Source organism: Edwardsiella sp. EA181011 (genome assembly GCF_000800725.1).
Lineage (GTDB): Bacteria > Pseudomonadota > Gammaproteobacteria > Enterobacterales > Enterobacteriaceae > Edwardsiella > Edwardsiella anguillarum.
Map to the genome: position 1 here is coordinate 1554039 of NZ_CP011364.1, position 22496 is coordinate 1576534.

20 protein-coding genes are annotated in these 22496 nt (G+C 61.3%); 18 read left to right on the forward strand and 2 right to left on the reverse strand.

Features of this window, described 5'->3' with window-relative positions; all coding sequences use genetic code 11:
• The first annotated feature begins 53 nt into the window (after positions 1-53).
• From QY76_RS19685 to QY76_RS06845, 3 genes are all read left to right on the forward strand, one after another.
• Entirely contained in the window at positions 54-200 is a 147-nt protein-coding gene (locus QY76_RS19685; protein ID WP_081854092.1) for a VENN motif pre-toxin domain-containing protein, read from the forward strand.
• 411 nt (positions 201-611) lie between these two features.
• The gene (locus tag QY76_RS06840; protein WP_144418098.1) at positions 612-1172 is read left to right on the forward strand and encodes a hypothetical protein; all 561 of its coding nucleotides are present in this window, start codon (positions 612-614) and stop codon (positions 1170-1172) included.
• 7 nt (positions 1173-1179) lie between these two features.
• Positions 1180-1734, forward strand: coding sequence for an Ail/Lom family outer membrane beta-barrel protein (locus tag QY76_RS06845; RefSeq protein WP_235439460.1), 555 nt, complete (start codon positions 1180-1182; stop codon positions 1732-1734).
• A 330-nt stretch (positions 1735-2064) separates the two neighbouring features.
• Here QY76_RS06845 and srmB read toward each other — a convergent pair whose 3' ends face one another.
• Positions 2065-3411, reverse strand: coding sequence for an ATP-dependent RNA helicase SrmB (gene srmB, locus QY76_RS06850; protein WP_034165580.1), 1347 nt, complete (start codon positions 3409-3411; stop codon positions 2065-2067).
• Between the two features lie 243 nt (positions 3412-3654).
• On the opposite strand from srmB, the gene QY76_RS06855 reads away from it, so the two are divergent.
• The 13 genes from QY76_RS06855 to acpS all read left to right on the forward strand — a co-directional run bounded on the left by QY76_RS06855 (position 3655) and on the right by acpS (position 15880).
• A complete protein-coding gene (locus tag QY76_RS06855) occupies positions 3655-4395 on the forward strand; it encodes a tRNA1(Val) (adenine(37)-N6)-methyltransferase (RefSeq protein ID WP_045425752.1) in 741 nt (246 codons plus the stop codon).
• A 239-nt stretch (positions 4396-4634) separates the two neighbouring features.
• Positions 4635-6005 carry a branched-chain amino acid transport system II carrier protein gene (brnQ, locus tag QY76_RS06860; RefSeq protein WP_034165582.1) on the forward strand — a complete coding sequence of 457 codons (1371 nt, stop codon included), beginning with the start codon at positions 4635-4637 and terminating at the stop codon, positions 6003-6005.
• Between the two features lie 433 nt (positions 6006-6438).
• A complete protein-coding gene (gene rpoE / locus QY76_RS06865; RefSeq protein WP_034165583.1) occupies positions 6439-7014 on the forward strand; it encodes an RNA polymerase sigma factor RpoE in 576 nt (191 codons plus the stop codon).
• Between the two features lie 29 nt (positions 7015-7043).
• A complete protein-coding gene (gene rseA / locus QY76_RS06870; RefSeq protein WP_034165585.1) occupies positions 7044-7682 on the forward strand; it encodes an anti-sigma-E factor RseA in 639 nt (212 codons plus the stop codon).
• Positions 7682-8635 carry a sigma-E factor regulatory protein RseB gene (rseB, locus tag QY76_RS06875; RefSeq protein ID WP_034165586.1) on the forward strand — a complete coding sequence of 318 codons (954 nt, stop codon included), beginning with the start codon at positions 7682-7684 and terminating at the stop codon, positions 8633-8635. The genes rseA and rseB overlap by 1 nt, the downstream gene beginning before the upstream one ends.
• Before the next feature lie 7 nt (positions 8636-8642).
• On the forward strand, positions 8643-9119 hold the full coding sequence (gene rseC / locus QY76_RS06880; protein WP_045425755.1) for a SoxR-reducing system protein RseC: 477 nt from the start codon (positions 8643-8645) through the stop codon (positions 9117-9119).
• A 139-nt stretch (positions 9120-9258) separates the two neighbouring features.
• Complete coding sequence (lepA, locus tag QY76_RS06885) at positions 9259-11052, forward strand: translation elongation factor 4 (protein ID WP_034164091.1); 1794 nt, start codon at positions 9259-9261, stop codon at positions 11050-11052.
• A gap of 73 nt (positions 11053-11125) precedes the next feature.
• Complete coding sequence (gene lepB, locus QY76_RS06890) at positions 11126-12100, forward strand: signal peptidase I (RefSeq protein WP_034164093.1); 975 nt, start codon at positions 11126-11128, stop codon at positions 12098-12100.
• Positions 12101-12277: 177 nt separating this feature from the next.
• Positions 12278-12958: a ribonuclease III gene (rnc, locus tag QY76_RS06895; protein ID WP_034164094.1), complete on the forward strand. Its 681-nt coding sequence runs from the start codon at positions 12278-12280 to the stop codon at positions 12956-12958.
• Positions 12955-13860, forward strand: a complete 906-nt coding sequence (era, locus tag QY76_RS06900) for a GTPase Era (RefSeq protein WP_012849548.1) — start codon at positions 12955-12957, stop codon at positions 13858-13860. Before rnc ends, era begins: the two co-directional genes overlap by 4 nt.
• A gap of 8 nt (positions 13861-13868) precedes the next feature.
• Complete coding sequence (gene recO, locus QY76_RS06905) at positions 13869-14603, forward strand: DNA repair protein RecO (protein ID WP_045425765.1); 735 nt, start codon at positions 13869-13871, stop codon at positions 14601-14603.
• A gap of 165 nt (positions 14604-14768) precedes the next feature.
• On the forward strand, positions 14769-15500 hold the full coding sequence (gene pdxJ / locus QY76_RS06910) for a pyridoxine 5'-phosphate synthase (RefSeq protein WP_034164097.1): 732 nt from the start codon (positions 14769-14771) through the stop codon (positions 15498-15500).
• The gene (acpS, locus tag QY76_RS06915) at positions 15500-15880 is read left to right on the forward strand and encodes a holo-ACP synthase (protein ID WP_034164098.1); all 381 of its coding nucleotides are present in this window, start codon (positions 15500-15502) and stop codon (positions 15878-15880) included. The genes pdxJ and acpS overlap by 1 nt, the downstream gene beginning before the upstream one ends.
• A 173-nt stretch (positions 15881-16053) precedes the next feature.
• On the opposite strand, the gene barA is transcribed toward acpS, so the two are convergent.
• Positions 16054-18801 (reverse strand): two-component sensor histidine kinase BarA, encoded by a 2748-nt coding sequence (barA, locus tag QY76_RS06920; RefSeq protein WP_045425769.1) that lies wholly within the window; start codon positions 18799-18801, stop codon positions 16054-16056.
• An 83-nt stretch (positions 18802-18884) separates the two neighbouring features.
• Between barA and rlmD the strand changes: the two genes are divergently transcribed.
• Together rlmD and relA are read left to right on the forward strand one after the other, a co-directional pair.
• On the forward strand, positions 18885-20201 hold the full coding sequence (gene rlmD / locus QY76_RS06925) for a 23S rRNA (uracil(1939)-C(5))-methyltransferase RlmD (protein WP_049648779.1): 1317 nt from the start codon (positions 18885-18887) through the stop codon (positions 20199-20201).
• 35 nt (positions 20202-20236) lie between these two features.
• Positions 20237-22483: a GTP diphosphokinase gene (gene relA / locus QY76_RS06930; protein ID WP_045425772.1), complete on the forward strand. Its 2247-nt coding sequence runs from the start codon at positions 20237-20239 to the stop codon at positions 22481-22483.
• The last annotated feature ends 13 nt before the right edge of the window (positions 22484-22496 follow it).

A 22496-nucleotide genomic window follows, 5' to 3' on the forward strand; every position in this document is an offset into this window, starting at 1 on the left:
GCTGGTGTCAGAGATTAGCAGAAACTGGTCGATAAACTGAGCGAGAGCGAGGAATAGACGGTTTCGATCCCGGTGGTTGCTGTGCTGCCGGGCTTGTTGGCGGCCTTATAGGTAATGCCGGGGATTCCGTTTTGACCACGGCCCGGTCGTGCAAGACGGCGATTGAGAATAACTCTATGGGATTAAGCCAGTCATTCTGATATTAATCATCTCTGATGATGAGTCGTAGAATAATAATAATCGGTTATGCTTATTTAGATACCAATGCAATATCACAATACGACATGCCATCAAAAATACTGTATTGTCACATATAAGTCTATTTATTAGCGCCAGCCAATAACCAGCTGGAGTTTGTTTTATTATCTATCCGTTTTGGATAATAAGGTAAGAGATTTTCTCTTATGAGTACGATACACATAATTTCTAAGAAATGCAGATTGCTCTGCGTTGGCGTGAACAAGGGCAACGGGGTTAAAACAGGCAACACCGCTACGTCATGGATAGAATGCTGAATGCGTGCCTGAGCCACAGTAATGAAATCACACAGCAGGGTGCATAGATAGGGAGAATTTATGATGGTGAATGTTGGTAATAATTGACCCTAAGCGGTGAGCAGTTCATTGATAATTATAAAGCTAGACAAGCCGCCTCTGCGCTGGGGGAGCATCGGTTTCGCCGCCAGCCGCGATAAGATGCAGCGTGCGTATGCCTCGCTAGATAGCTATACCGGCATTTTTACCGCTAAAGGCGGTTTTGATATCACCGTGGATAACCATACCCTGCGGGATGGGCGGTTATCGCCTCTACCGTCCGGCGGTAACAACAATAGGTTGGAGACAGGCACGCGCGGCTGGGCGGATATTCGCAACGAAAGTGAAACATCCGATGATCGCCATACCGTAGCGATGTTGGGCCGAGTAGGCGGTGGAGGTGATGAAAACCGCAACGTGATGTCGGCTATCTGTACCGTGCAGGCGGAGGATGTTCATCGGCAGATAAGTAAGTATATCGGTGATAAACAGGCTACGGCTTGCCTGAAGTTAAAGGAAGCTTTGGACTGTCAGAATGAGGTGAAACGCCAGTGGGCGTTGGAGGATATTTACAACCTACGGTATCAGCGACGTTTATTTGGCTGGTATTGCACGATTTATGCGGAGAATTATCAATAACAAGGAGATGATGATGATGAAAAAGATGTTGGTTATGCCGTTGATTGCAGCAGGTTTTATGGTGAGTACTCTGGCATTGGCGGAGACGCAAACCGTCTCTCTGGGTTACGCGCATATCAGGCCTCAGGAAGAAAAGGCCTTGAACGGTGCAATACTTGGCTATCAGTATGAGTTTGACAATGACTGGGGCGTGTTGGGCAATGTTACCTTTGCCAAAGGTGGCAGAAAAGAAACCGACGATTTCGCTAAAGGCGATTTTAAATATTATTCACTGATGGCCGGGCCAACTTACCGGATTAATGAATACATCAGCGTATACGGCCAGCTGGGTCTAGCCTACTTCAATGCCAAATTTGAAGCCAATTATGACGATGGCTATAGCGAACACAGTAGCGCCTCAGTAACAGCGTTGGGCTGGGGGGCAGGATTCATTGTGAACCCGATGGATAATCTGGCAATTACTGTTGGTTATGAAGGAAGTCGGTTCAACTTCAATGGAGATAACGAAGGCAGTAAGGCTTCAACCAATGGCTTTAACGTGAGCCTGGGATACCGTTTCTGATACTGATAGTTCGTTGTCAGTAACAGGGTGAAGACCCATACGCAATAGCAAGGCAACGCATTGCGTGCTACGCAGGCAGTTTTCGCGGCCGCCTGTCGGATAAGGTGATCCAACATAATCTCATTCTGGTAACGCTTTAAAAGCGTTATCTCGGTTACCTTGATGTAATTATTGAGATTTATGCCATGTAACATAGCGTTACGCTACGGTTATCATGGAACACTACCCAGAGCACAACTCGCAATGTCCGCCTTTATTTATGGGGGAGCCATCAGGTCTAAAGGCTCCTTTTTTATCGCCCGCATCGCGCGGGCGGCGGTGACGCTGGGCTTATTTGCCGCTATCCTCGGCGCCCGCGGTGGCGGGATTGCTCTGGGCGTTGGGCTGGCGGCGCTTGCCGACGTTTTTACTGTCGCGGTGGCGCACTTTGGTCTTGACCTTTTTCTTCTGCTCGTCGAGCTTTTTCTGCGCCCGCTTGGCCTGCACCTTCTTCGACGGCTTACCCTTGTTTTTCAGGCTCGGCGCCTTGGTTTCCGGGCGTAGATCATCGACGACGCGTGACTTCAACGGCTCCTGCACATAGCGGCTCACCTTGCCGAGCAGCAGCTGGTCGTGCGCCTCGATCAGGGAGATGGCGGTGCCCTTACGCCCGGCGCGGGCGGTACGCCCGATGCGGTGCAGGTAGACATCGGCGCTGCGCGGCATGTCAAAGTTGAACACGTGGCTGATATCCGGAATATCCAGGCCGCGGGCGGCGACGTCGGTGGCGACCAGTACGTTGACCCGTCCGTCCAGCATGCGCTTAATGGCCTCGTTACGCTTGGCCTGCACCATTTCGCCTTCTAAGAAACAGGCCTGGATACCGGCCTGATGCAGCCAGGTGACCAGCTCATGCACGCGCTCACGCTTGCGCACAAAGATAACGGACTTGGTGACGTCCGGCTGGCGCAGCAGATTACACAGCAGGGCGGTCTTGTGTTTCAGGCTATCGGCGCGATAGTACCACTGCTGGATCTTCTTACGTTCACGGCGCGGCGGCTCGGCGCTGACGTCAACGGGATCGTTGAGCAGGCGATCGGCAAAGTCGTGAACCGCGTCGGACTCCAGGGTGGCGGAGAACAGCAGGGTCTGCCGACGCCAGCGGGTTTCGGCGGAGACGGTTTCGATGTCGCTGGCAAAGCCCATGTCCAGCATGCGGTCAGCTTCATCGAGGATCAGGGTCTCTACCGCCCGGCAGTCAAAGTTCTCTTCTTTGATATACTGCAACAGACGCCCCGGCGTGGCGACCACCAGATCCTGGTTGGTGTTAAAGATCTCGGCGTGGTTAATATAGGAAACGCCGCCGGTGATGGTGGTGATGTCCAGGCTGGTGTGGCGTGCCAGCTCCCGGGCCTGATCGGCCACCTGCATGGCAAGTTCGCGGGTCGGCGTCAGGATCAGAACGCGCGGCGGGCCGGACTTCTTACGCGGGAAGTCGAGCAGGTGCTGCAGCGCGGGCAGCAGGAAGGCGGCGGTCTTGCCGGTTCCCGTTGGTGCGGAACCCAAAACGTCCCGTCCGTCCATGGCGGGCGGGATGGCGGCGATCTGGATGGCGGTCGGGCGCTCATAGCCTTTGTCGCGCAGGGCGTCGAGCAGGCGCTCGTCGAGTTCGAGTTCGGAAAAGTTGGTTGCTGTCATGGTCTACCTCTGCTTGGGGCGCAGATTATAGACGGGTTGGCGACTATATTCATCCATTAAAGCGCGATGTGCGCCTCCCCCATGCCCAGCAGCGCAGCCGCCGCGTCGTCTGCAGGGCCGTGCTGGTCTGCCTTTATTACACTGACTACACTGCAGTCGCGCAGGCGCGGCGATGGCCATTCCTTTTTTACGGCGGCGCGGGTATGTTATGCGCGTTACTCTCTCAGTCCCAAGGAGCCTGCTGTGCCGCATCCGCCCTCCGCCGCGCCCCTGCCGCGCAACGGATTTACCCTCAAGCGTTTCTTTGTCGCCCACGATCGCTGTGAAATGAAGGTCGGTACCGATAGCATTATGCTTGGGGCCTGGCTACCCCTGCGCGGCGATGAACGGCATATTCTGGATATCGGCAGCGGCAGCGGGGTGTTGGCGCTGATGATGGCACAGCGCAGCGCGGCGCAGGTTGACGGCGTGGAGATTGAGCCCGACGCGGCGACGCAGGGGCAGGAGAATTTTCTGGCTTCGCCCTGGCCGACGCGGCTGACCATGCATACGCTCTCTCTGCAGGCGTTTAGCGCCGGGTGCGGACGCCGCTACGATCTGATCGTCAGCAATCCACCCTATTTTACGCCGGGCATCGCCTGTCGTACGGCGGCCCGGGCGACGGCGCGCTATACGGACTCCCTGGATCATGCGACGCTGCTGCGGCACGCCGCCGCGCTGGGCTGCGCAGATGGGCGCCTGGCGCTGGTGCTGCCCGTCGAGGTCGCCGAGCCGGTGATCAGGGAGGGGACGGCGCACGGCTGGCACCTGCTACGCCGGACATGGGTGCGCGATCGCGCCGATAAACCGGTGCGGCGGGCGCTGCTTCTGTTCGGACGCATCCCCGCGAGCATACAGTCGAATACACTGGATATTCGCGATGATTCCAGCGAATACTCCTGCATTTTTCGCGACATGACGAAAGATTTCTACCTTTTCTTCTAGTGCTGTTGCTTTAATCAGCATGATATTCCAATATTCCTCACAGGGCAGGCGTATCCTGTCCATAATATCCTGGTCCGAGGGCAGGGGTATTTACGGGATTCAGGGACAAATCCAATACATCGCACCCGCTTTATTGCCACATACCTGAGTTTACTTCTGGACAGACCGCGTTTTGATGCGGCACCCCCGTGCGTTTCTGCGGCGTAGACGGTTGGGTAAGAGAGATAAGAGGGCAGAATATGCAACAACGTTTATCGATGGCTGACACTCTGGGGCTGGGGTTAATGACCTTTGCTTTTTTCCTGGGCGCCGGCAACATTATTTTTCCGCCGCTGGAAGGCCAGATGGCCGGTGAGAATGTGCTGTACGCCATGGGCGGCTTCCTGCTGACCGCCGTCGGCCTGCCTCTGGTGTCCATTATCGCCGTCGCCAGCGCCGGCGGCGGCCTGCCGGCGATGACCCGCGATTTACCGCGCGGCACCGGCACCTTTGCCGCCGTGCTGCTGTTTATCATCATCGGGCCGGCCTTCGCCGCGCCGCGTACCGGCCTGGTGGCCTTTGAGATGGCGATCCGTCCGCTGCTGGGGAGCCAGAGCGACAGCGCGCTGCAGGTCGGCGGCGTGACCCTGGACGGGGCGCAGATGGTCGTTACGGCGCTGTTCTTTGTGGTGACGCTGGCGCTGGCCTGGAGCCGCGGCAAGCTGATCGACAGCGTGGGTAAACTGCTGACGCCGATGCTGTTTCTGCTGCTGGTGGTGCTGGCGCTCGGCGTACTGCTGCGCCCGCAGGGCGAGATCGTCGCTCCGGTGGAAGCCTACCAGACCATGGCCTTCAGCAAGGGCTTTATCGGTGGCTATAACACCATGGATACCTTCGCTGCCCTGATGTTTGGCATGCTGCTGGTGGACGTGCTGCGCGGCAAGGGAGTCACGGCGCCGCGCGCCTGCTTCCGCTATCTGAGCATCGCCGGGGTGATCGCCGCTATCGGCCTGGCCTTTGTCTACGTTTCCCTGTTCTGGCTGGGGGCGACCTCGTCTAGCGTTGCACCGGGCGCGAGCAACGGCGGGGTGGTGCTCGCGGCCTATGTGCAGGCGCTGTTCGGCCAGCCGGGGCAGTGGATCCTATCGCTGGTGGTGCTGCTGGCCTGTCTGACCACGGCGGTGGGGCTGGTGAGCGCCTGCGCCGACTACTTCTCAACCCTGACGCCGCTGCGCTACCGTCAGTGGGTGGTGCTGCTGTGCGTGATCTGTGCGGTGGTGGCCAACGTGGGCCTGAGCCGTCTGATCGCCCTGTCGGTGCCGGTGCTGATGGCGCTCTATCCGCTGGCGATCGCGTTGGTGGTGCTGACCTTCATCCGCCGCTGGCTGCGTAATCCGCTGCTGGGCTATCGCCTGGTGATGCTGGTCGCTCTGCTGTGCAGTCTGATGGATGGCGCCCGCGCTGCCGGCGCCGAGAGCGGTTGGCTGGGCGAGCTGCTGGCGTGGCAGATGCGTACCATGCCGCTGGCCGCCGACGGTATGGCCTGGGTGCTGCCGTCTGCGCTGGCGCTGCTGGTGGCGCTGCTGCTGCCGGCGGGAGCCCGCAACGCCGGTGCGCCGCAGGCCGCCTGAGTCAGACCGCGGTTCACGGAGCATCGTCGGGCGCCCTTGGGGCGCCCGATTTTTTAGCGCGTGTCCCTCGCCCCGGTCGCCGGGGCGCCGTTTGTCGCGCCGCAGGGCGCAGCGCCGGGGGTAACCCTGTGTCTCTACTCTGAATTTTGTCGCCGCCGTAGTCAGGGGGCAGCCGAATCAGAAAAATCGTGTTAGGCTGTTGCGTCCAGCCACTCATTGCCAAGGCGTATCGACTCTGCATCGGGTAACGGAGCACCGCTGGGCGGATGTCTGTGCCCCGGCGTGGGCGGCGGATCGTGTGCCCGCAGGATAAAAATAACGGGCAGGGAACTTTTGGGCGCGTATGAACTCTAATTCAATGCTTGCTCAGTTTTTTTGACGACTGGCGATCTATTTCATACGTGGAGACAGATTTGGGGAGACATTACCTCGGATGAGCGAGCAGTTAACGGATCAGGTATTGGTCGAGCGCGTCCAGAAGGGGGACAAGAAGGCGTTTAACCTGCTGGTAGCGCGCTACCAGAATAAGGTTGCGAGCCTGGTGTCCCGCTATGTTCCGCCCGGCGATGTGCCGGATGTGGCGCAGGAGTCGTTCATCAAGGCCTATCGCGCGCTGGCGTCGTTCCGCGGTGACAGTGCGTTTTATACCTGGCTCTATCGTATTGCCGTGAATACGGCCAAAAATTATCTGGTTGCTCAGGGGCGCCGCCCACCGTCAAGCGACGTGGACGCGGTCGAAGCCGAAAACTTTGAAGGCGCCAGCGCGCTGAAAGAAATTTCGAACCCTGAGAACTTAATGTTGTCAGATGAGCTAAAGAAGATCGTTTTTCGCACCATTGAGTCATTGCCAGAGGATTTGCGCCTGGCGATTACGCTCAGGGAGCTGGATGGCCTCAGCTATGAAGAGATAGCGGCTATCATGGACTGTCCGGTCGGTACGGTACGTTCACGTATCTTCCGCGCCAGGGAAGCGATCGACAGTAAAGTTCAGCCGCTGATTCAGCGTTAGTCATGCGGACACAGCAAAGGGTATAAGGCATGCAGAAAGAAAAACTTTCGGCTCTAATGGATGGCGAATTGCTGGACAGCGAGCTGATCGGCTCACTGAGCAAGGCGCCTGAGCTGCAGCAGACCTGGCAGCGTTACCACCTGATCCGTGACACCCTGCGCGGTGACGTGGGTGAGACGCTGCAGATCGATCTCACCGATCGCATCGCCGCCGCGCTGGAGGACGAGCCGGTGCGTCTGGTGCCCAACGCCATTCCTGAGTCTCAGCCACAGCCGTCCGCCTGGCAGCGCATGCCATTCTGGAGCCGGGTGCGTCCGTGGGCGGGGCAGATCTCCCAGATGGGGATCGCCGCCGGTGTTTCCCTGGCGGTGCTGCTGGGCGTGCAGCATTACAACAAGCCTCTTGAGGGTGTCTCCGAACCCGAGTCGCCGGTCTTCAACACCCTGCCGCTGGGTGGACAGGCGTCGCCGGTGAGCTTTGGCGTGCCGAGCGAGGGCAACAACGCGCAGCAGCAGATCCAGCAGCAGCGCAAGCGCATCAATGCGATCCTGCAGGACTATGAGCTGCAGCGCCGTCTCCACGCTGAACAGCTGCAGACCGAGGATAGCAACGCGCAGGCGTCTATCCAGGTGCCCGGCACGCTGTCATTGGGAACTCAGCAGCAGTAATGAAGCACATTTGGTTTGCCCTGAGTCTGTTGACCGGCAGCCTGTTTATCTCCTCTTCCGCCCTGGCCCAGGATACTGCGCCGGGGCTGATGCTGCAGCAGATGAACAAGGCCAGCCAGTCACTCAATTACGAACTGGCGTTCATCAATATCACCAAGCAGGGCGTCGAGTCGCTGCGCTATCGTCACGCACTGGAAAACCAGCAGGCCTTGGCGCAGCTGCTGCAGATGGATGGCCCGCGGCGCGAGGTGGTGCTGCGCGGCAATGAGGTCAGCTACTTTGAGCCGGGCCTGGAGCCCTTTACCCTGGCCGGCGATCACATTGTCGATGCGCTGCCGTCGGTGATCTTTGCCGATATTGCTCAGCTGGCGCCCTACTACAACTTCATCTCCGTTGGACGCACCCGCGTAGCCGATCGCCCCTGTGAGGTGATCCGGGTGGTGTCGCGCGACGGCATGCGCTTTAGCTATATCGTCTGGATCGATGAGGACTCCAAGCTGCCGCTGCGGGTGGATTTGCTCGATCGCGACGGTGAGACGCTGGAGCAGTTCCGGGTCATCGCCTTTGACGTGGGACAGCAGGTGGCCAACGAGATGCGTAGCTTTAGCCGTCTGACCCTGCCGCCGCTGCTGCGCCTGCCGCCGGCCGAGCACGTCAGCTTCAGCTGGCGTACCGCCTGGGTGCCCGACGGTTTCAAAGAGGTTTCCCGCAGTCGTCGAACCCTGCCTTCTCTGTCCGAACCGGTCGAGTCTCGTCTGTATAGCGACGGGCTGTTCAGCTTCTCTGTCAACGTCAGTCCGACGACCGGCGATAGCCGCGACGATCAGTTTTTGCGTCAGGGGCGGCGGACCATTCATACCGAAACCCGCAATAACGCCGAAATCAGCGTGGTGGGCGAGCTGCCGCCGATGACCGCCAAGCGCATCGCCGCCTCCGTCCGTTTCAGCCGGTAATGCCGCGATGATGCGTGAGTGGGCTACGGTGATCAGCTGGCGGCAGGGGGAGGCCCTGCTGCAGTGCGAGGCGCACGCCGGGTGCAGCGGCTGCCGGGCCCGTCAGGGGTGCGGCAGCGCGGCGCTGGCCGAGCTGGGGCCGCAGACCCGGCATCAGCTGAGGTTGGCCGTTAGCCAGCCGCTGCAGCCGGGGCAGCGGGTCGAAATCGGCCTGCAGGAGGCCAGCGTGCTACGCTCTGCGCTGTTGGTTTATATTACGCCATTGGTCGGGCTGCTGGGCGGCGGCGCTGCCGGTCAGCTGTGGCTGGGATCGGATGGTGCTAGCGCGCTCTGTGCCCTGGCCGGCGGCGTTCTCGGTTTTATCCTGGCTCGCCGCTGGGCGCGCCGTATGACGCAGGGCGAGGCCTATCAACCGGTGCTGCTGCAGGTGGCGCTGCCGTCCACCCAGCTGTGTAGCATAACGAATCCACCCAATCGCGAGTGAAGCGCTAGGTTTTGGCCGATGGGCTGTGTAAAATGCAGCGATTCGGCGCCCGGCGCCACTTAACCCAAATCATCGCTTTGAGCCCGTCCGCGTGTCCTTAGGCGAGTAATTCAGAAATCATCAGGCATATATATTAATAATGAAGAACATACGCAATTTCTCCATTATCGCGCACATTGACCACGGTAAGTCGACGCTGTCTGACCGTATCATTCAGCTCTGCGGCGGTCTGTCAGACCGTGAGATGGAGGCCCAGGTTTTGGACTCCATGGATCTGGAGCGCGAACGCGGTATCACCATCAAGGCCCAGAGCGTCACGCTCGACTATAAGGCGCAGAATGGACAGGTGTATCAGCTCAACTTTATCGATACGCCGGGACACGTGGACTTCTCTTATGAGGTCTCCCGTTCGCTGGCCGCCTGTGAAGGGGCACTGCTGGTGGTCGACGCCGGGCAGGGGGTTGAAGCCCAGACCCTGGCCAACTGCTATACCGCCATCGAAATGGATCTCGAAGTGGTGCCGGTACTGAACAAGATCGACCTGCCCGCCGCCGATCCGGATCGTGTCTCCCAGGAGATCGAAGACATCGTCGGCATCGATGCCACCGATGCGGTGCGCTGCTCGGCCAAGACCGGCGTTGGCGTCGGCGATGTGCTGGAGCGTCTGGTGCGCGATATTCCGGCGCCGGAGGGCGATCCAGAGGCGCCGCTGCAGGCGCTGATCATCGACTCCTGGTTCGATAACTACCTCGGCGTGGTGTCGCTGATCCGTATTAAGAACGGTACGCTGCGCAAGGGCGATAAGGTCAAGGTGATGACCACCGGGCAGACCTATAACGCCGATCGTCTGGGGATCTTCACCCCGAAACAGGTCGATCGCGACGTGCTGAACTGCGGCGAGGTCGGCTGGCTGGTCTGCGCCATCAAGGATATCCACGGTGCGCCGGTGGGCGATACCCTGACCCTGGCCCGCAACCCGGCGGACGTCGCCCTGCCGGGCTTCAAGAAGGTGAAGCCGCAGGTATACGCCGGGCTGTTCCCGGTCAGCTCCGATGACTATGATGCCTTCCGCGATGCGCTGGGCAAGCTGAGCCTGAACGACGCCTCGCTGTTCTATGAGCCGGAGACCTCGACGGCGCTGGGCTTCGGCTTCCGCTGCGGCTTCCTCGGCCTGCTGCACATGGAGATCATTCAGGAGCGTCTGGAGCGTGAGTACGATCTGGATCTGATCACCACCGCGCCGACGGTAGTGTATGAGGTGGAGACCACCCGTAACGAGGTGATCTACGTGGACAGCCCCTCCAAGCTGCCGGCGGTGAACAATATTCAGGAGCTGCGCGAGCCGATCGCCGAGTGCCATATGCTGCTGCCGCAGGAGTTCCTGGGTAACGTGATTACGCTCTGTATCGAGAAGCGCGGCGTGCAGACCAACATGGTCTACCACGGTAATCAGGTGGCGCTGACCTATGAAATCCCGATGGCCGAGGTGGTGTTGGACTTCTTCGACCGTCTGAAGTCCACCTCGCGCGGCTATGCGTCGCTGGATTACGGCTTCAAGCGCTTCCAGGCCTCGGATATGGTGCGGGTTGACGTGATGGTCAACAGCGAGCGCGTCGATGCGCTGGCGCTGATTACCCACCGCGCCAACGCCAATGTGCGTGGCCGTGAGCTGGTCGAGAAGATGAAAGAGCTGATCCCGCGCCAGCAGTTTGACATCGCCATTCAGGCGGCGATCGGTAACCAGATCATCGCTCGAGCGACGGTGAAGCAGCTGCGTAAGAACGTACTGGCCAAGTGCTATGGCGGCGACATCAGCCGTAAGAAGAAGCTGCTGCAGAAGCAGAAAGAGGGTAAGAAACGCATGAAGCAGATCGGCAACGTCGAGCTGCCGCAGGAAGCGTTCCTGGCCATTCTGCACGTCGGCAAGGACTGATCGTTAGCCTGGCGGGCGCGGTTGATACCGCGCCCGCTGCGTTTATAAGCATTGATTTTAAGGAGTGATGGACATGGCAAATATGTTTGCCTTGATCCTGGTTATCGCCACGCTGGTAACCGGTATCGTGTGGTGTATCGACCGTTTCAAACTGGCGCCGGCGCGGCGTGCCCGCCTGGCGCAGATTAACAGCCAGACCGAGCAGGGGCTGGATGCGCAGAGCGCCCGCCAGGCCGTCAAGGCGCCGGGCTGGATCGAGTCCTGCGTATCGGTGTTCCCGGTGCTGGCTCTGGTATTGGTGATCCGTTCCTTTATCTACGAACCGTTCCAGATCCCCTCCGGTTCGATGATGCCGACGCTGCTGATCGGCGACTTTATTCTGGTGGAGAAGTTTGCCTACGGGCTGAAGGATCCGGTGACCCAGACCACCCTGATCCCGACCGGGCATCCCAAGCGCGGCGATATCGTGGTGTTCAAGTATCCGCTCGATCCGCGTCTGGATTACATCAAGCGCGCCATCGGTCTGCCGGGCGACAAAGTGGTGTACGACCCCTACAGCAAGGAGCTGACGGTGTATCCAGCCTGCCAGCAGGGCGAGCAGTGCGATCGGCTGCTGCCTATCACCTACAGTCCGTCGCGCCCGAGCGAATGGGTGCAGACCTTTAATCAGATGAGCGCCAACGAGCCGAGCAGCGGTTTCTATCAGTATCCCATCGATCAGAGCGTGCCGAACGGCTACCGCATGTATCAGCGTCAGGAGACGCTGGGTACGGTGAGCCACAGCATCCTGACCGTGCCGCAGGCGCAGGATATGGTCTCCCGCTACTACCAGCAGCCGGGTCAGCCCGAGGGCACCTGGATCGTCCCTCCGGGCCACTACTTTATGATGGGTGATAACCGCGACAACAGCGCCGACAGCCGTTACTGGGGTTTCGTGCCGGAGAAAAATCTGGTCGGTAAGGCCACGGCGATCTGGATGAGCTTTAAGAAACAGGAAGGCCAGTGGCCAACCGGCGTCCGGCTGGAGCGGATTGGTGGAATTCATTAAATAACCCCCGTAATTACGCAGCAATCTCCGGTCAGTCGTTGTAGAATATTCCCGTGACACGTTTGGCCCCCCGCGCGGGGGCCACTGCAAACGAAACAGCTTTGGATTGGCTTATGGCAAGGCAGGCCTGTTCCGTATGCTGCGGTTTTTGACGCATTCTGAATTTATTGGTATCTCATGAACCCCATCGTAATAAACCGGCTTCAGCGTAAGCTGGGCTACACTTTTAGACAGCAGGATCTGCTGATGCAGGCGCTGACCCACCGCAGCGCCAGTAGTAAACATAATGAACGGCTTGAGTTTCTGGGTGACTCGATCCTGAGCTTTGTGATCGCCAATGCGCTGTATCACCGCTTCCCGCGGGTGGATGAAGGCGATATGAGCCGGATGCGCGCCACGCTGGTGCGCGGCAACACCCTGGCCGAAATGGCGCGTGAGTTCGATCTGGGCGAGTGCCTGCGTCTGGGGCCGGGCGAGCTGAAGAGCGGTGGCTTCCGCCGTGAGTCTATCCTGGCGGATACCGTAGAGGCGCTGATCGGCGGCATTTTCCTCGACAGCGATATTCAGACCATTGAGCGTCTGATCCTCGACTGGTATCGCTCCCGTCTGGAGGAGATCAGCCCGGGCGACAAGCAGAAGGATCCCAAGACGCGTTTGCAGGAGTTTCTGCAGGGTCGCCATCTGCCGCTGCCCTCCTATCTGGTGGTGCAGGTGCGCGGTGAGGCGCACGACCAGGAGTTTACCATTCACTGCCAGGTCAGCGGGCTGTCCGCGCCGGTAGTCGGCGTCGGCTCCAGCCGGCGCAAGGCCGAGCAGGCCGCCGCCGAGCAGGCGTTAAAACAGTTGGAGCTTGAATGAGCGAAGAAAAAACCTACTGCGGCTTTATTGCCATCGTTGGCCGTCCCAATGTCGGTAAATCAACGCTGCTGAACCAGTTGCTGGGGCAAAAAATCTCCATCACCTCGCGTAAGCCGCAGACCACTCGTCACCGCATTATGGGCATTCATACGGAGGGCCCGTACCAGGCTATCTATGTCGATACCCCGGGGCTGCACATCGAGGAGAAACGGGCCATTAACCGCCTGATGAACCGTGCGGCCAGCAGCTCCATCGGCGATGTCGAGCTGGTGATCTTTGTGGTGGAAGGCACCCACTGGACGCCGGATGACGAGATGGTGCTCAACAAGCTGCGCGATCTGAAGTGCCCGGTGATCCTGGCGATCAACAAGGTAGACAACGTGGTCGACAAGACCGCGCTGCTGCCGCACATTCAGTTCTTGAGCCAGCAGATGAACTTTTTGGACGTGGTGCCGATTTCGGCGGAGAAGGGCACCAACGTGGACGCTATCGCGCGCATCGTGCGCCAGCGTCTGCCGCAGGCGGAGCACCATTTCCCGGAGGAGTACATCACCGATCGCTCCCAGCGCTTTATGGCCTCTGAGATCATCCGTGAAAAACTGATGCGCTTCCTCGGCGAGGAGCTGCCCTACTCGGTCACCGTAGAGATCGAACGCTTTGCGCCGAACGAGCGCGGCGGCTATGACATCCACGGTCTGATCCTGGTGGAGCGCGATGGCCAGAAGAAGATGGTCATCGGCAACAAAGGCAGCAAGATCAAAACCATTGGTATCGAAGCGCGCCAGGACATGGAGGCGATGTTTGACGCCAAGGTGCATCTTGAGCTGTGGGTTAAGGTGAAATCCGGCTGGGCGGACGACGAGCGTGCGCTGCGTAGCCTGGGTTACGTCGACGATCTGTAAACCAGACGATGGACGGCTGGCAACGCGCCTTCGTGCTGCACGCACGGCCCTACAGTGAAACTAGCCTGATGCTGGATACGTTCACCGAGGGGCATGGTCGGGTACGTCTGCTGGCCAAAGGGGCGCGCAGCCGCCGCTCTTTGCTGAAGGGGGCGCTGCAGCCCTTTACGCCGCTGCTGATCCGCTGGGGCGGCCGGGGCGAGGTAAAGACCCTGCGCAGCGCCGAGGCCGTCTCCCTGGCGCTGCCGCTCAGCGGTATCACCCTCTACAGCGGCCTGTACGTCAACGAACTGCTGGCGCGAGTGCTGGAGCAGGAGACCTGCTACAGCGCCCTGTTCTTCGATTATCTGCACTGCATTCAACATCTGGCCGCCCACGCGGGCTCACCGGAGCCGGCGCTGCGCCGCTTTGAGCTGGCGCTGCTGGCCCAGCTGGGTTACGGCGTCGACTTTCTGCACTGTGCGGGCTCCGGCGAGCCGGTGGCCGATACGATGACCTACCGCTACCGCTACCGCGAGGAGAAGGGATTTATCGCCAGCCTGGTGGTGGATCAGCTCAGCTTCACCGGACGCGATCTGAAGGCGCTGGCCAGCCGCGAATTCCCCGACGGCGCCTCCCTGCGCGCCGCCAAGCGCTTTACCCGCATGGCCTTAAAGCCCTACTTGGGCGGTAAGCCTCTGAAAAGCCGTGAGCTGTTCCGTCAGTTCTCCCCGCGTCGCCCGGCCTCGCCGGGGCCCTCCTGACGCCGACTGTCCCCCTGTTTTCCCCGCCGCTGTCCTGCGTCCGGCGGCGCGCCCGGCGTTACACTGCATCAGGCTAGCCCGGCGGCACTTGTCAGCCGTCCGTTGGCGGGTAATATGATGTCTGATAACCGGGTTATCCCGACCGATCATCCTTGAGGAGCTGTCATGGCCGATATTCTGCTGGGCGTTAACATCGATCACATCGCGACCCTGCGCAACGCGCGCGGGACTCAGTATCCCGATCCGGTACAGGCGGCCTTCGTCGCCGAGCAGGCCGGGGCGGACGGCATCACCGTACACCTGCGCGAGGACCGTCGGCATATCACCGACCGCGATGTGCGGCTGCTGCGTCAGACCATCCAGACCCGCATGAACCTGGAGATGGCGGTGACCGAGGAGATGGTGGCGATCGCCTGTGAGCTGCGGCCGCACTTTTGCTGCCTGGTGCCGGAAAAGCGCCAGGAGGTGACCACCGAGGGGGGCCTGGACGTCGCCGGTCAGCGCGACAAGATCGCGGCGGCGGTGGCGCGTCTGAGCGCCGCCGAAATCCAGGTGTCGCTGTTTATCGATCCCGATGAGCGCCAGATCGAGGCCGCGGTGGCCGTCGGTGCGCCCTACATTGAGATCCATACCGGCGCCTATGCCGATGCGCCCAGTGCGCTGGCGCAGGCGGCGGAGCTGGAGCGGATTGCCGCGGCGGCGCGCTTTGCGCACGCGCGTGGCCTGAAGGTCAACGCCGGGCACGGTCTGACCTACCACAACGTGCAGGCGGTGGCCGCTCTGCCGCAGATGCATGAGCTGAACATCGGCCACAGCATCATCGGCCGCGCGGCCCTCGACGGGCTGAATTTGGCGGTGCGCGACATGAAGCAGCTGCTGCTGGACGCGCGTCGCTGATGGCTATTGTGGGGCTGGGTACCGATATCGTCGAGATCGCTCGCATCGCGGCGGTGGTTGAGCGCAGCGGCGATCAGCTGGCGCGGCGGGTGCTTTCGCCGGCGGAGTGGCAGCAGTATCTGACGCATGCCCAGCGGGTACGCTATCTGGCCAAGCGCTTCGCCGTCAAAGAGGCGGCGGCCAAGGCGTTGGGGACCGGTATCCGCCACGGCTTGGCCTTTGCCCAGTTTGAGGTGGCTAACGATGCGCTGGGCAAGCCACGGTTGATCTTACACGGGCGCGCGGCCGAGCTGGCCGCCGAGTTAGGGATCGCCTCGCTGCACGTGTCGCTGGCCGATGAGCGACGCTATGCCTGTGCGACGGTGATCGCGGAGGGGTGACCCCCGCGGCGCCGGGCGACGGCGGCGGAGAAGAAACGGTGGGCCGCGGCCCGCCGTTTTTTTTGTCTCTTGCCCCTAATGCGATCCACGGCCCGGCGGCGCCTGACGTCTCCGTGGCGATGCGGGCAGCCTTATCGGCGTAGAGACCATCCCCCGGCGATGCCGGGAGATATTTACTGTTCGTCGCCCGGCACCGGCGTGAGGTAGCCCTGCGCGGCGCGGGTCACGTTGTCCATTTCATCCAGCAGCTCCAGCCACTCCGGCTCCAGATCGCTGGCCGGCGTACCGTGGCGCAGCTGCTGCTCCAGATAGTGGCACAGCCTGCGCAGGCGCGGCACCCCGCTGTAGCTGCTGCTGCCGTGCAGCTTGTGGATCAGGCTGCACAGGTCGCCGTCCTGCTCGCCCGCCAGCTGGCGGGCGATCCGCTCGCGGACCTGGGGCAGGAACGCGAGCAGCATCTGTAGCATGTCGCGCGCCAGATCGGCTTTATTGGCCGCCTGGCGCAGCGCCAGGCCCCAGTCGAGGGAGACATCGGCGCTATCCGGCTCTGCCGGGACAGGCGCGCTGGGGCGCTCGCCGCTGTAGCGGTTGAGCAGCTGGCGCAGCATGTTTTCGTCGATCGGCTTGGCCAGATAGTCATCCATTCCGGCGCGCAGTAAACGCTCACGTTCGCCGTTAATCGCATGGGCGGTGACAGCGATGATCGGCGTGGTGGCGTGGCGCGCCTGTTGGCGCAGCAGCTCCGTGGTGCGGATGCCGTCCATCTCCGGCATCTGGATGTCCATCAGAATGATATCCAGATGGCGTTCGCGCGCCGCCGCCAGCGCCTCCTCACCGCTGTGGCACAGCAGGGTATGCTGCACCAGCTCGCCGAGCAGGGCGCCGATAAGCTTCAGGTTGGCCGGGTTATCGTCTACCGCCATCACCGTCAGCGGCAGGCGGGCGCCGTGCGGAGAGATCACCTGCGGCGCCCGCAGCGGCAGGGCGTTATCCATCAGTGCGGGCAGCAGTCGGCTGCTGGCGAGCGGTTTGAACAGGCAGCTGCGGATACCGCGGGCCTTCAGGGTATCGCTGTCGTGCAGCGTGTGGCTGGGCAGCGCCAGGATCACCCGGTCGGCCAGGCACAGCGCCTGGCTCAGCTTCTCCTGCGTCGACTCCGTCGTGAGAGAGGTCTTGACCGGCAGGCCGAACAGCAGGATATCGTAGTGGCTGTCCGGGATCACCTGGGCGAACTGCGGGCAGTAGGTGACCTGCAGCGGGGTGACCTTCAGCATATCGAGGGTGCACTGCGCCGCCACCGGGTTGCTTTCGATGTACAGCAGGGTCTGGCCCTGCAGCCGCTCCAGCGGCAGGCTGGAGGGGGGCGCGTTATGATTGAGCTCCAGGCGGATATGGAACCAGAAGGTCGACCCTTTGTGGGGCTGACTGTGGAAGGCGATGTCGCCGCCCATTTCGTTGATCAGCTTCTGGGTGATCACCAGCCCCAGACCGGTGCCGCCGTGGCGGCGGGTAATGCTGGCATCCGCCTGGCGGAAGGCCTGGAACAGCTGGGACTGCTGACGCTCGGAGATACCGATGCCGGTATCGTGCACCTGTACCTCCAGCTCGACGGCCTGGGCGGTCTGGCTGCGCAGCTCGATGCGGATGTCGATGTTGCCCTTTTCGGTAAATTTAATCGCGTTGCCCAGCAGGTTAGTCAGCACTTGCTGCAGGCGCATCGGATCCCCCAGCACATGCTCCGGAACGTCGTTGCGCACGTTGAGCGTCAGCTCCAGCCCCTTGTCATGGGCGCTGGGCGCCAGCAGGGTCGCCACCTCGTCAATGGTTTCACGCAGCATGAACGGGATGTGTTCCAGCACCAGCTTACCGGCCTCCAGCTTGGAGAAGTCCAGTACGTCGTTGATGATGGTCAGCAGGTTGTTGGCCGAGCGTTCAATGGTGTGCAGGTAATCTATCTGGGTGGCGCTCAGCGGCGTTTTCATCACCTGGCGGGTGAAGCCGATCACGCCGTTGAGCGGGGTGCGCAGCTCGTGGGACATGTTGGCCAGGAACTCGGACTTGATGCGAGCGGCCTCCTGGGCGCGCTTCTTGGCCAGATCCAGCTCGACGTTCTGGATCTCCATCTGCTCCAGGGTTTCACGCAGATCGGAGGTGGCCTGGTCGATGTTCTGCTGCATCTCCTCATGGTAGGCGGTCAGCGACATCGCCATCGAGTTGATGCCGTTTTTCAGCATATCCAGCTCACCCAGCATGTGTCCCTCTACGCGGCTATCGAGCTGACCGCGGCGGATACGATCGACGGTGTTGACCATGTTGCGGATGGGGCCGGTGACGTCGCGCATCAGACGGTAGGAGAACAGCAGCGCAATGCACATGCTGATCAGCAGCAGCAGCGTGGCGACAAAGACCTCTTTATACTGCTGCAGGCGCACCGAGCGCAGATCCAGCTCAATGGCGATATAGCCCAGCGGCGCGCTGACGGCGTTTTTATCTTCCGCCAGGCGGTTTTCGGAGATGATCGGGGTACGCAGGATCAGCGCGTCGCCGCGTTTGCTCAGCATCAGATCGGTCGGCGGCGGGCTGCCGTCCGGCAGCTGCAGCATGGCGTAGTTATGGTGATAGTTCGAGGTAACGAACAGATTATTCTGGCTGTCAAAGACTGCGATGGCGCGCACAATGTCCGAGTGACGCCGATGCAGCAGGCCGATCAGCTGGCGCACCGCCTCGCGGCTGCGGAAGGTCATGCCGTATTCGCTGGCGACGGCCAGCGGCTCGATGATGCTGGCGCCGGCGTCGACCAGCTGATCCTGCAGTTCATTGTAGCGGTGCACGACGAAGAAAGTGCTGAGCAGCAGCCCGATCAGCAGCGTCGGGGCCAGCGTCAGGATCATCATGCGCGCCCGCAGGCTGTATTTGGTCATGGCGTTCCGATGTGGGAGAATTGGCGGCAAACTATTATTGGGGTAAGCCCCGGCTTAACCCACCGCACAGATAAGCAATCGACATGGCTCAATTTTACACACCGGGGCGCCGTACCGCGACCCGGAAAAACCTGATTGTGACCGCCACCGATCTGGATGCCTTTGGCCAGGGGGTGGCGCGCGATAAGGGCAAGACGCTGTTTATCAGCGGACTGCTGCCCGGCGAGGAGGCCGAGGTCATCCTGAGCGAGGAGAAACGCCAGTTTTCCCGCGGGCGGGTTACGCGTTTAATCAGCCACAGCCCGCAGCGGGTGGCGCCGCGCTGCCCCCACGCCGGCGTCTGCGGCGGCTGTCAGCAGCAGCATGCGGCGATCGCGTTGCAGCAGCAGAGCAAGTCGCAGGCGCTACAGCGTCTGATGGCGCGTGAGACCGGGGTGGATATGGCGCCGCAGGTGATCGCCGGAGAGCCCTATGGCTACCGGCGGCGCGCCCGCTTTGGGCTACAGTTTAACGCGAGGACGCAGCGGGTGGTGCTGGGGTTCCGTCAGGCGGCCTCTAACGACCTGGTGGCCCTGAAGGCCTGCCCGGTGTTGGCGCCCGCGCTGGAGGCGCTGCTGCTGCCGCTGGGCGAGTGTCTGTCGGCGCTGCGCGCGCGGCGCCGTCTGGGACACCTGGAGCTGGCGCTGGCCGACAATGGGCCGCTGATGGTGCTGCGCCATCTGGATCCGCTCGCGTTGTCGGATCGGGAGGCCCTGGGCGCCTTTGCCCGCCAGCGCGGGCTCACGCTGTACCTGAGCGACGGCGGCGCACCGCAGCGCCTGCTCGGCGAGGCGCCCTATTACCAGATCGACGGGATCCGCCTGGATTTTAACCCGCAGGATTTTATCCAGGTGAACGCCGCGGTAAATACGCAGATGGTCGAACAGGCCCTGGCCTGGCTGGATGTCAGGGCCGATGAGCGCGTGCTGGATCTGTTCTGCGGCATGGGCAACTTTACCCTGCCGCTGGCGCGCCGCGCCCAGCGGGTGGTGGGCGTCGAGGGGGTTCCCGAGCTGGTGGCGACGGCGCAGAATAATGCACGTAACAACGGGCTGAGTAATGTAGAATTCTTCCATCAGAATCTGGAGGAGGACGTGACGCGTCAGGCCTGGGCGGCACAGGGATTTGACAAGATTTTGCTCGATCCGGCGCGCGCCGGCGCCCCCGGGGTGATGCAGCATATCGTTCGCCTGGCGCCGCGTCGGGTAGTCTATGTCTCTTGTAACCCGACCACGCTAGCCCGGGACAGTAAGACGCTGCTGCAGGGCGGCTATCGGTTGACGCGTTTATGTATGCTGGACATGTTTCCCCACACGGGGCATTTGGAGTCGATGGCGCTGTTTGAATCGGCGGCGCAATAGGCATTTGATAGACAGTAGTCGAGAGGGAGAGAACCATGGTCGCGGTAAGAAGTGCTCATTTGAATACGGCTGGTGAATTTGTCCCCGAGCAGTGGGTGGCAAGCCTGAACCTGTCCAATTCTGAGTCGTGTGAGCGTCTCACCGCCACCTGGCGCTATTGTCAGGAGAAAACCGCCGGTAACGCCGCGGCGCCGCTGCTGCTGTGGCGCGGCGTCGAAATGGTCGAGATCCTCTCCACCCTGAGCATGGATAATGACAGCATGCGCGCCGCGCTGCTGTTCCCGCTGGTGGACGGTGCGGTGATCGATGACGCCCGGGTGCGCGAGGACTTTGGCTCTTCCATCGCCGATCTGGTGCGCGGGGTGCTGGAGATGGACGCCATCCGCGAGTTGAAGGCTACCCAGAGCGGGGCGGCCGGGTCAGAGCAGGTGGATAACATTCGCCGGATGCTGCTGGCCATCGTAGAGGACTTCCGCTGCGTGGTGATCAAGCTGGCGGAGCGCATCGCCCACCTGCGCGAGGTGAAGGATGCGCCGGAAGAGGAGCGCGTGCTGGCGGCCAAGGAGAGCTTCAACATCTATGCTCCGCTGGCCAACCGGCTGGGGATCGGCCAGCTGAAGTGGGAGCTAGAGGACTTTTGCTTCCGCTACCTGCATCCGGATGAGTACAAGCGCATCGCCAAGCTGCTGCATGAGCGGCGCATCGATCGCGAGCAGTTTATCGACGACTTTGTGCGCGACCTGCGCGGGGCGATGGCCGAGGAGGGGATCAAGGCGGATATCTACGGTCGCCCCAAGCACATCTACAGCATCTGGCGCAAGATGCAGAAGAAATCCCTGGCCTTTGACGAGCTGTTCGACGTGCGTGCGGTGCGGGTGGTGGTCGAGCGCCTGCAGGACTGCTACGCGGCGCTGGGGATAGTGCATACTCACTACCGTCACCTGCCCAGCGAGTTCGATGACTATGTCGCTAACCCCAAGCCCAACGGCTACCAGTCGATCCATACGGTGGTGCTCGGGCCGCACGGCAAGACGCTGGAGATCCAGATCCGTACCCGCCAGATGCACGAGGACGCCGAGCTCGGCGTGGCGGCGCACTGGAAATACAAAGAGGGGCCGCAGGCGGGCGGCCGCTCCGGCTACGATAACCGCATCGCCTGGCTGCGCAAGCTGCTGGCCTGGCAGGAGGAGATGGCCGACACCGGCGAGATGATCGACGAGGTGAGAAGCCAGGTGCTGGACGATCGGGTGTATGTCTTTACCCCCAAAGGCGACGTTATCGATCTGCCCGCCGGCTCCACGCCCCTCGACTTCGCCTACCATATCCACAGCGACGTCGGCCACCGCTGCATCGGTGCCAAGATCGGCGGGCGCATCGTCCCCTTTACCTATCAACTGCAGATGGGCGATCAGGTGGAGATCATCACCCAGAAGCAGCCTAACCCGAGCCGCGACTGGCTGAACCCGAACCTGGGGTATGTCACCACCAGCCGCGGGCGCGCCAAGATCCACAACTGGTTCCGTAAGCTCGATCGCGATAAGAACATCCTGGCCGGGCGCCAGATTCTGGATGACGAGCTGGCCCGTCTGGGGATCAGCCTGAAAGAGGCGGAAAAGCTGCTGCTGCCGCGCTACAACGTGCATACCCTGGACGAGGTGCTGGCCGCCATCGGCGGCGGCGATATCCGCCTGAACCAGATGGTCAACTTCCTGCAGGGCAAGATCAACAAGCCCAGCGCGGAGGAGGCCGATCGCGAGGCGCTGAAGCAGCTGACCCAGAAGGGGCAGTCCAGCGTACGCAGCGACAAGAGCAGCGGCCGGGTAGTGGTCGAAGGGGTCGGTAACCTGATGCACCACATCGCCCGCTGCTGTCAGCCGATCCCCGGCGATGAGATCGTCGGTTTCATTACCCAGGGGCGCGGGATCTCCATTCACCGGGTCGACTGCGACCAGCTGGATGAGCTGCGTCGCCACGCGCCGGAGCGGATTATCGACGCGGTATGGGGCGAGAGCTACTCCAGCGGCTATTCGCTGGTGGTGCGGGTGACCGCCAACGATCGCAGTGGGCTGCTGCGCGACATCACCACCATATTGGCCAACGAAAAGGTCAATGTGCTGGGGGTCGCCAGCCGCAGCGATACCAAGCAGCAGATGGCGACCATCGATATGGAGATAGAGATCTATAACCTGCAGGTGCTGGGCCGGGTGCTGGCCAAGCTGAATCAGCTGCCGGACGTGCTGGACGCGCGTCGTCTGAACGGCGGACGCGGCGGCGCGGAGTAAGTCCGGGGCCGCC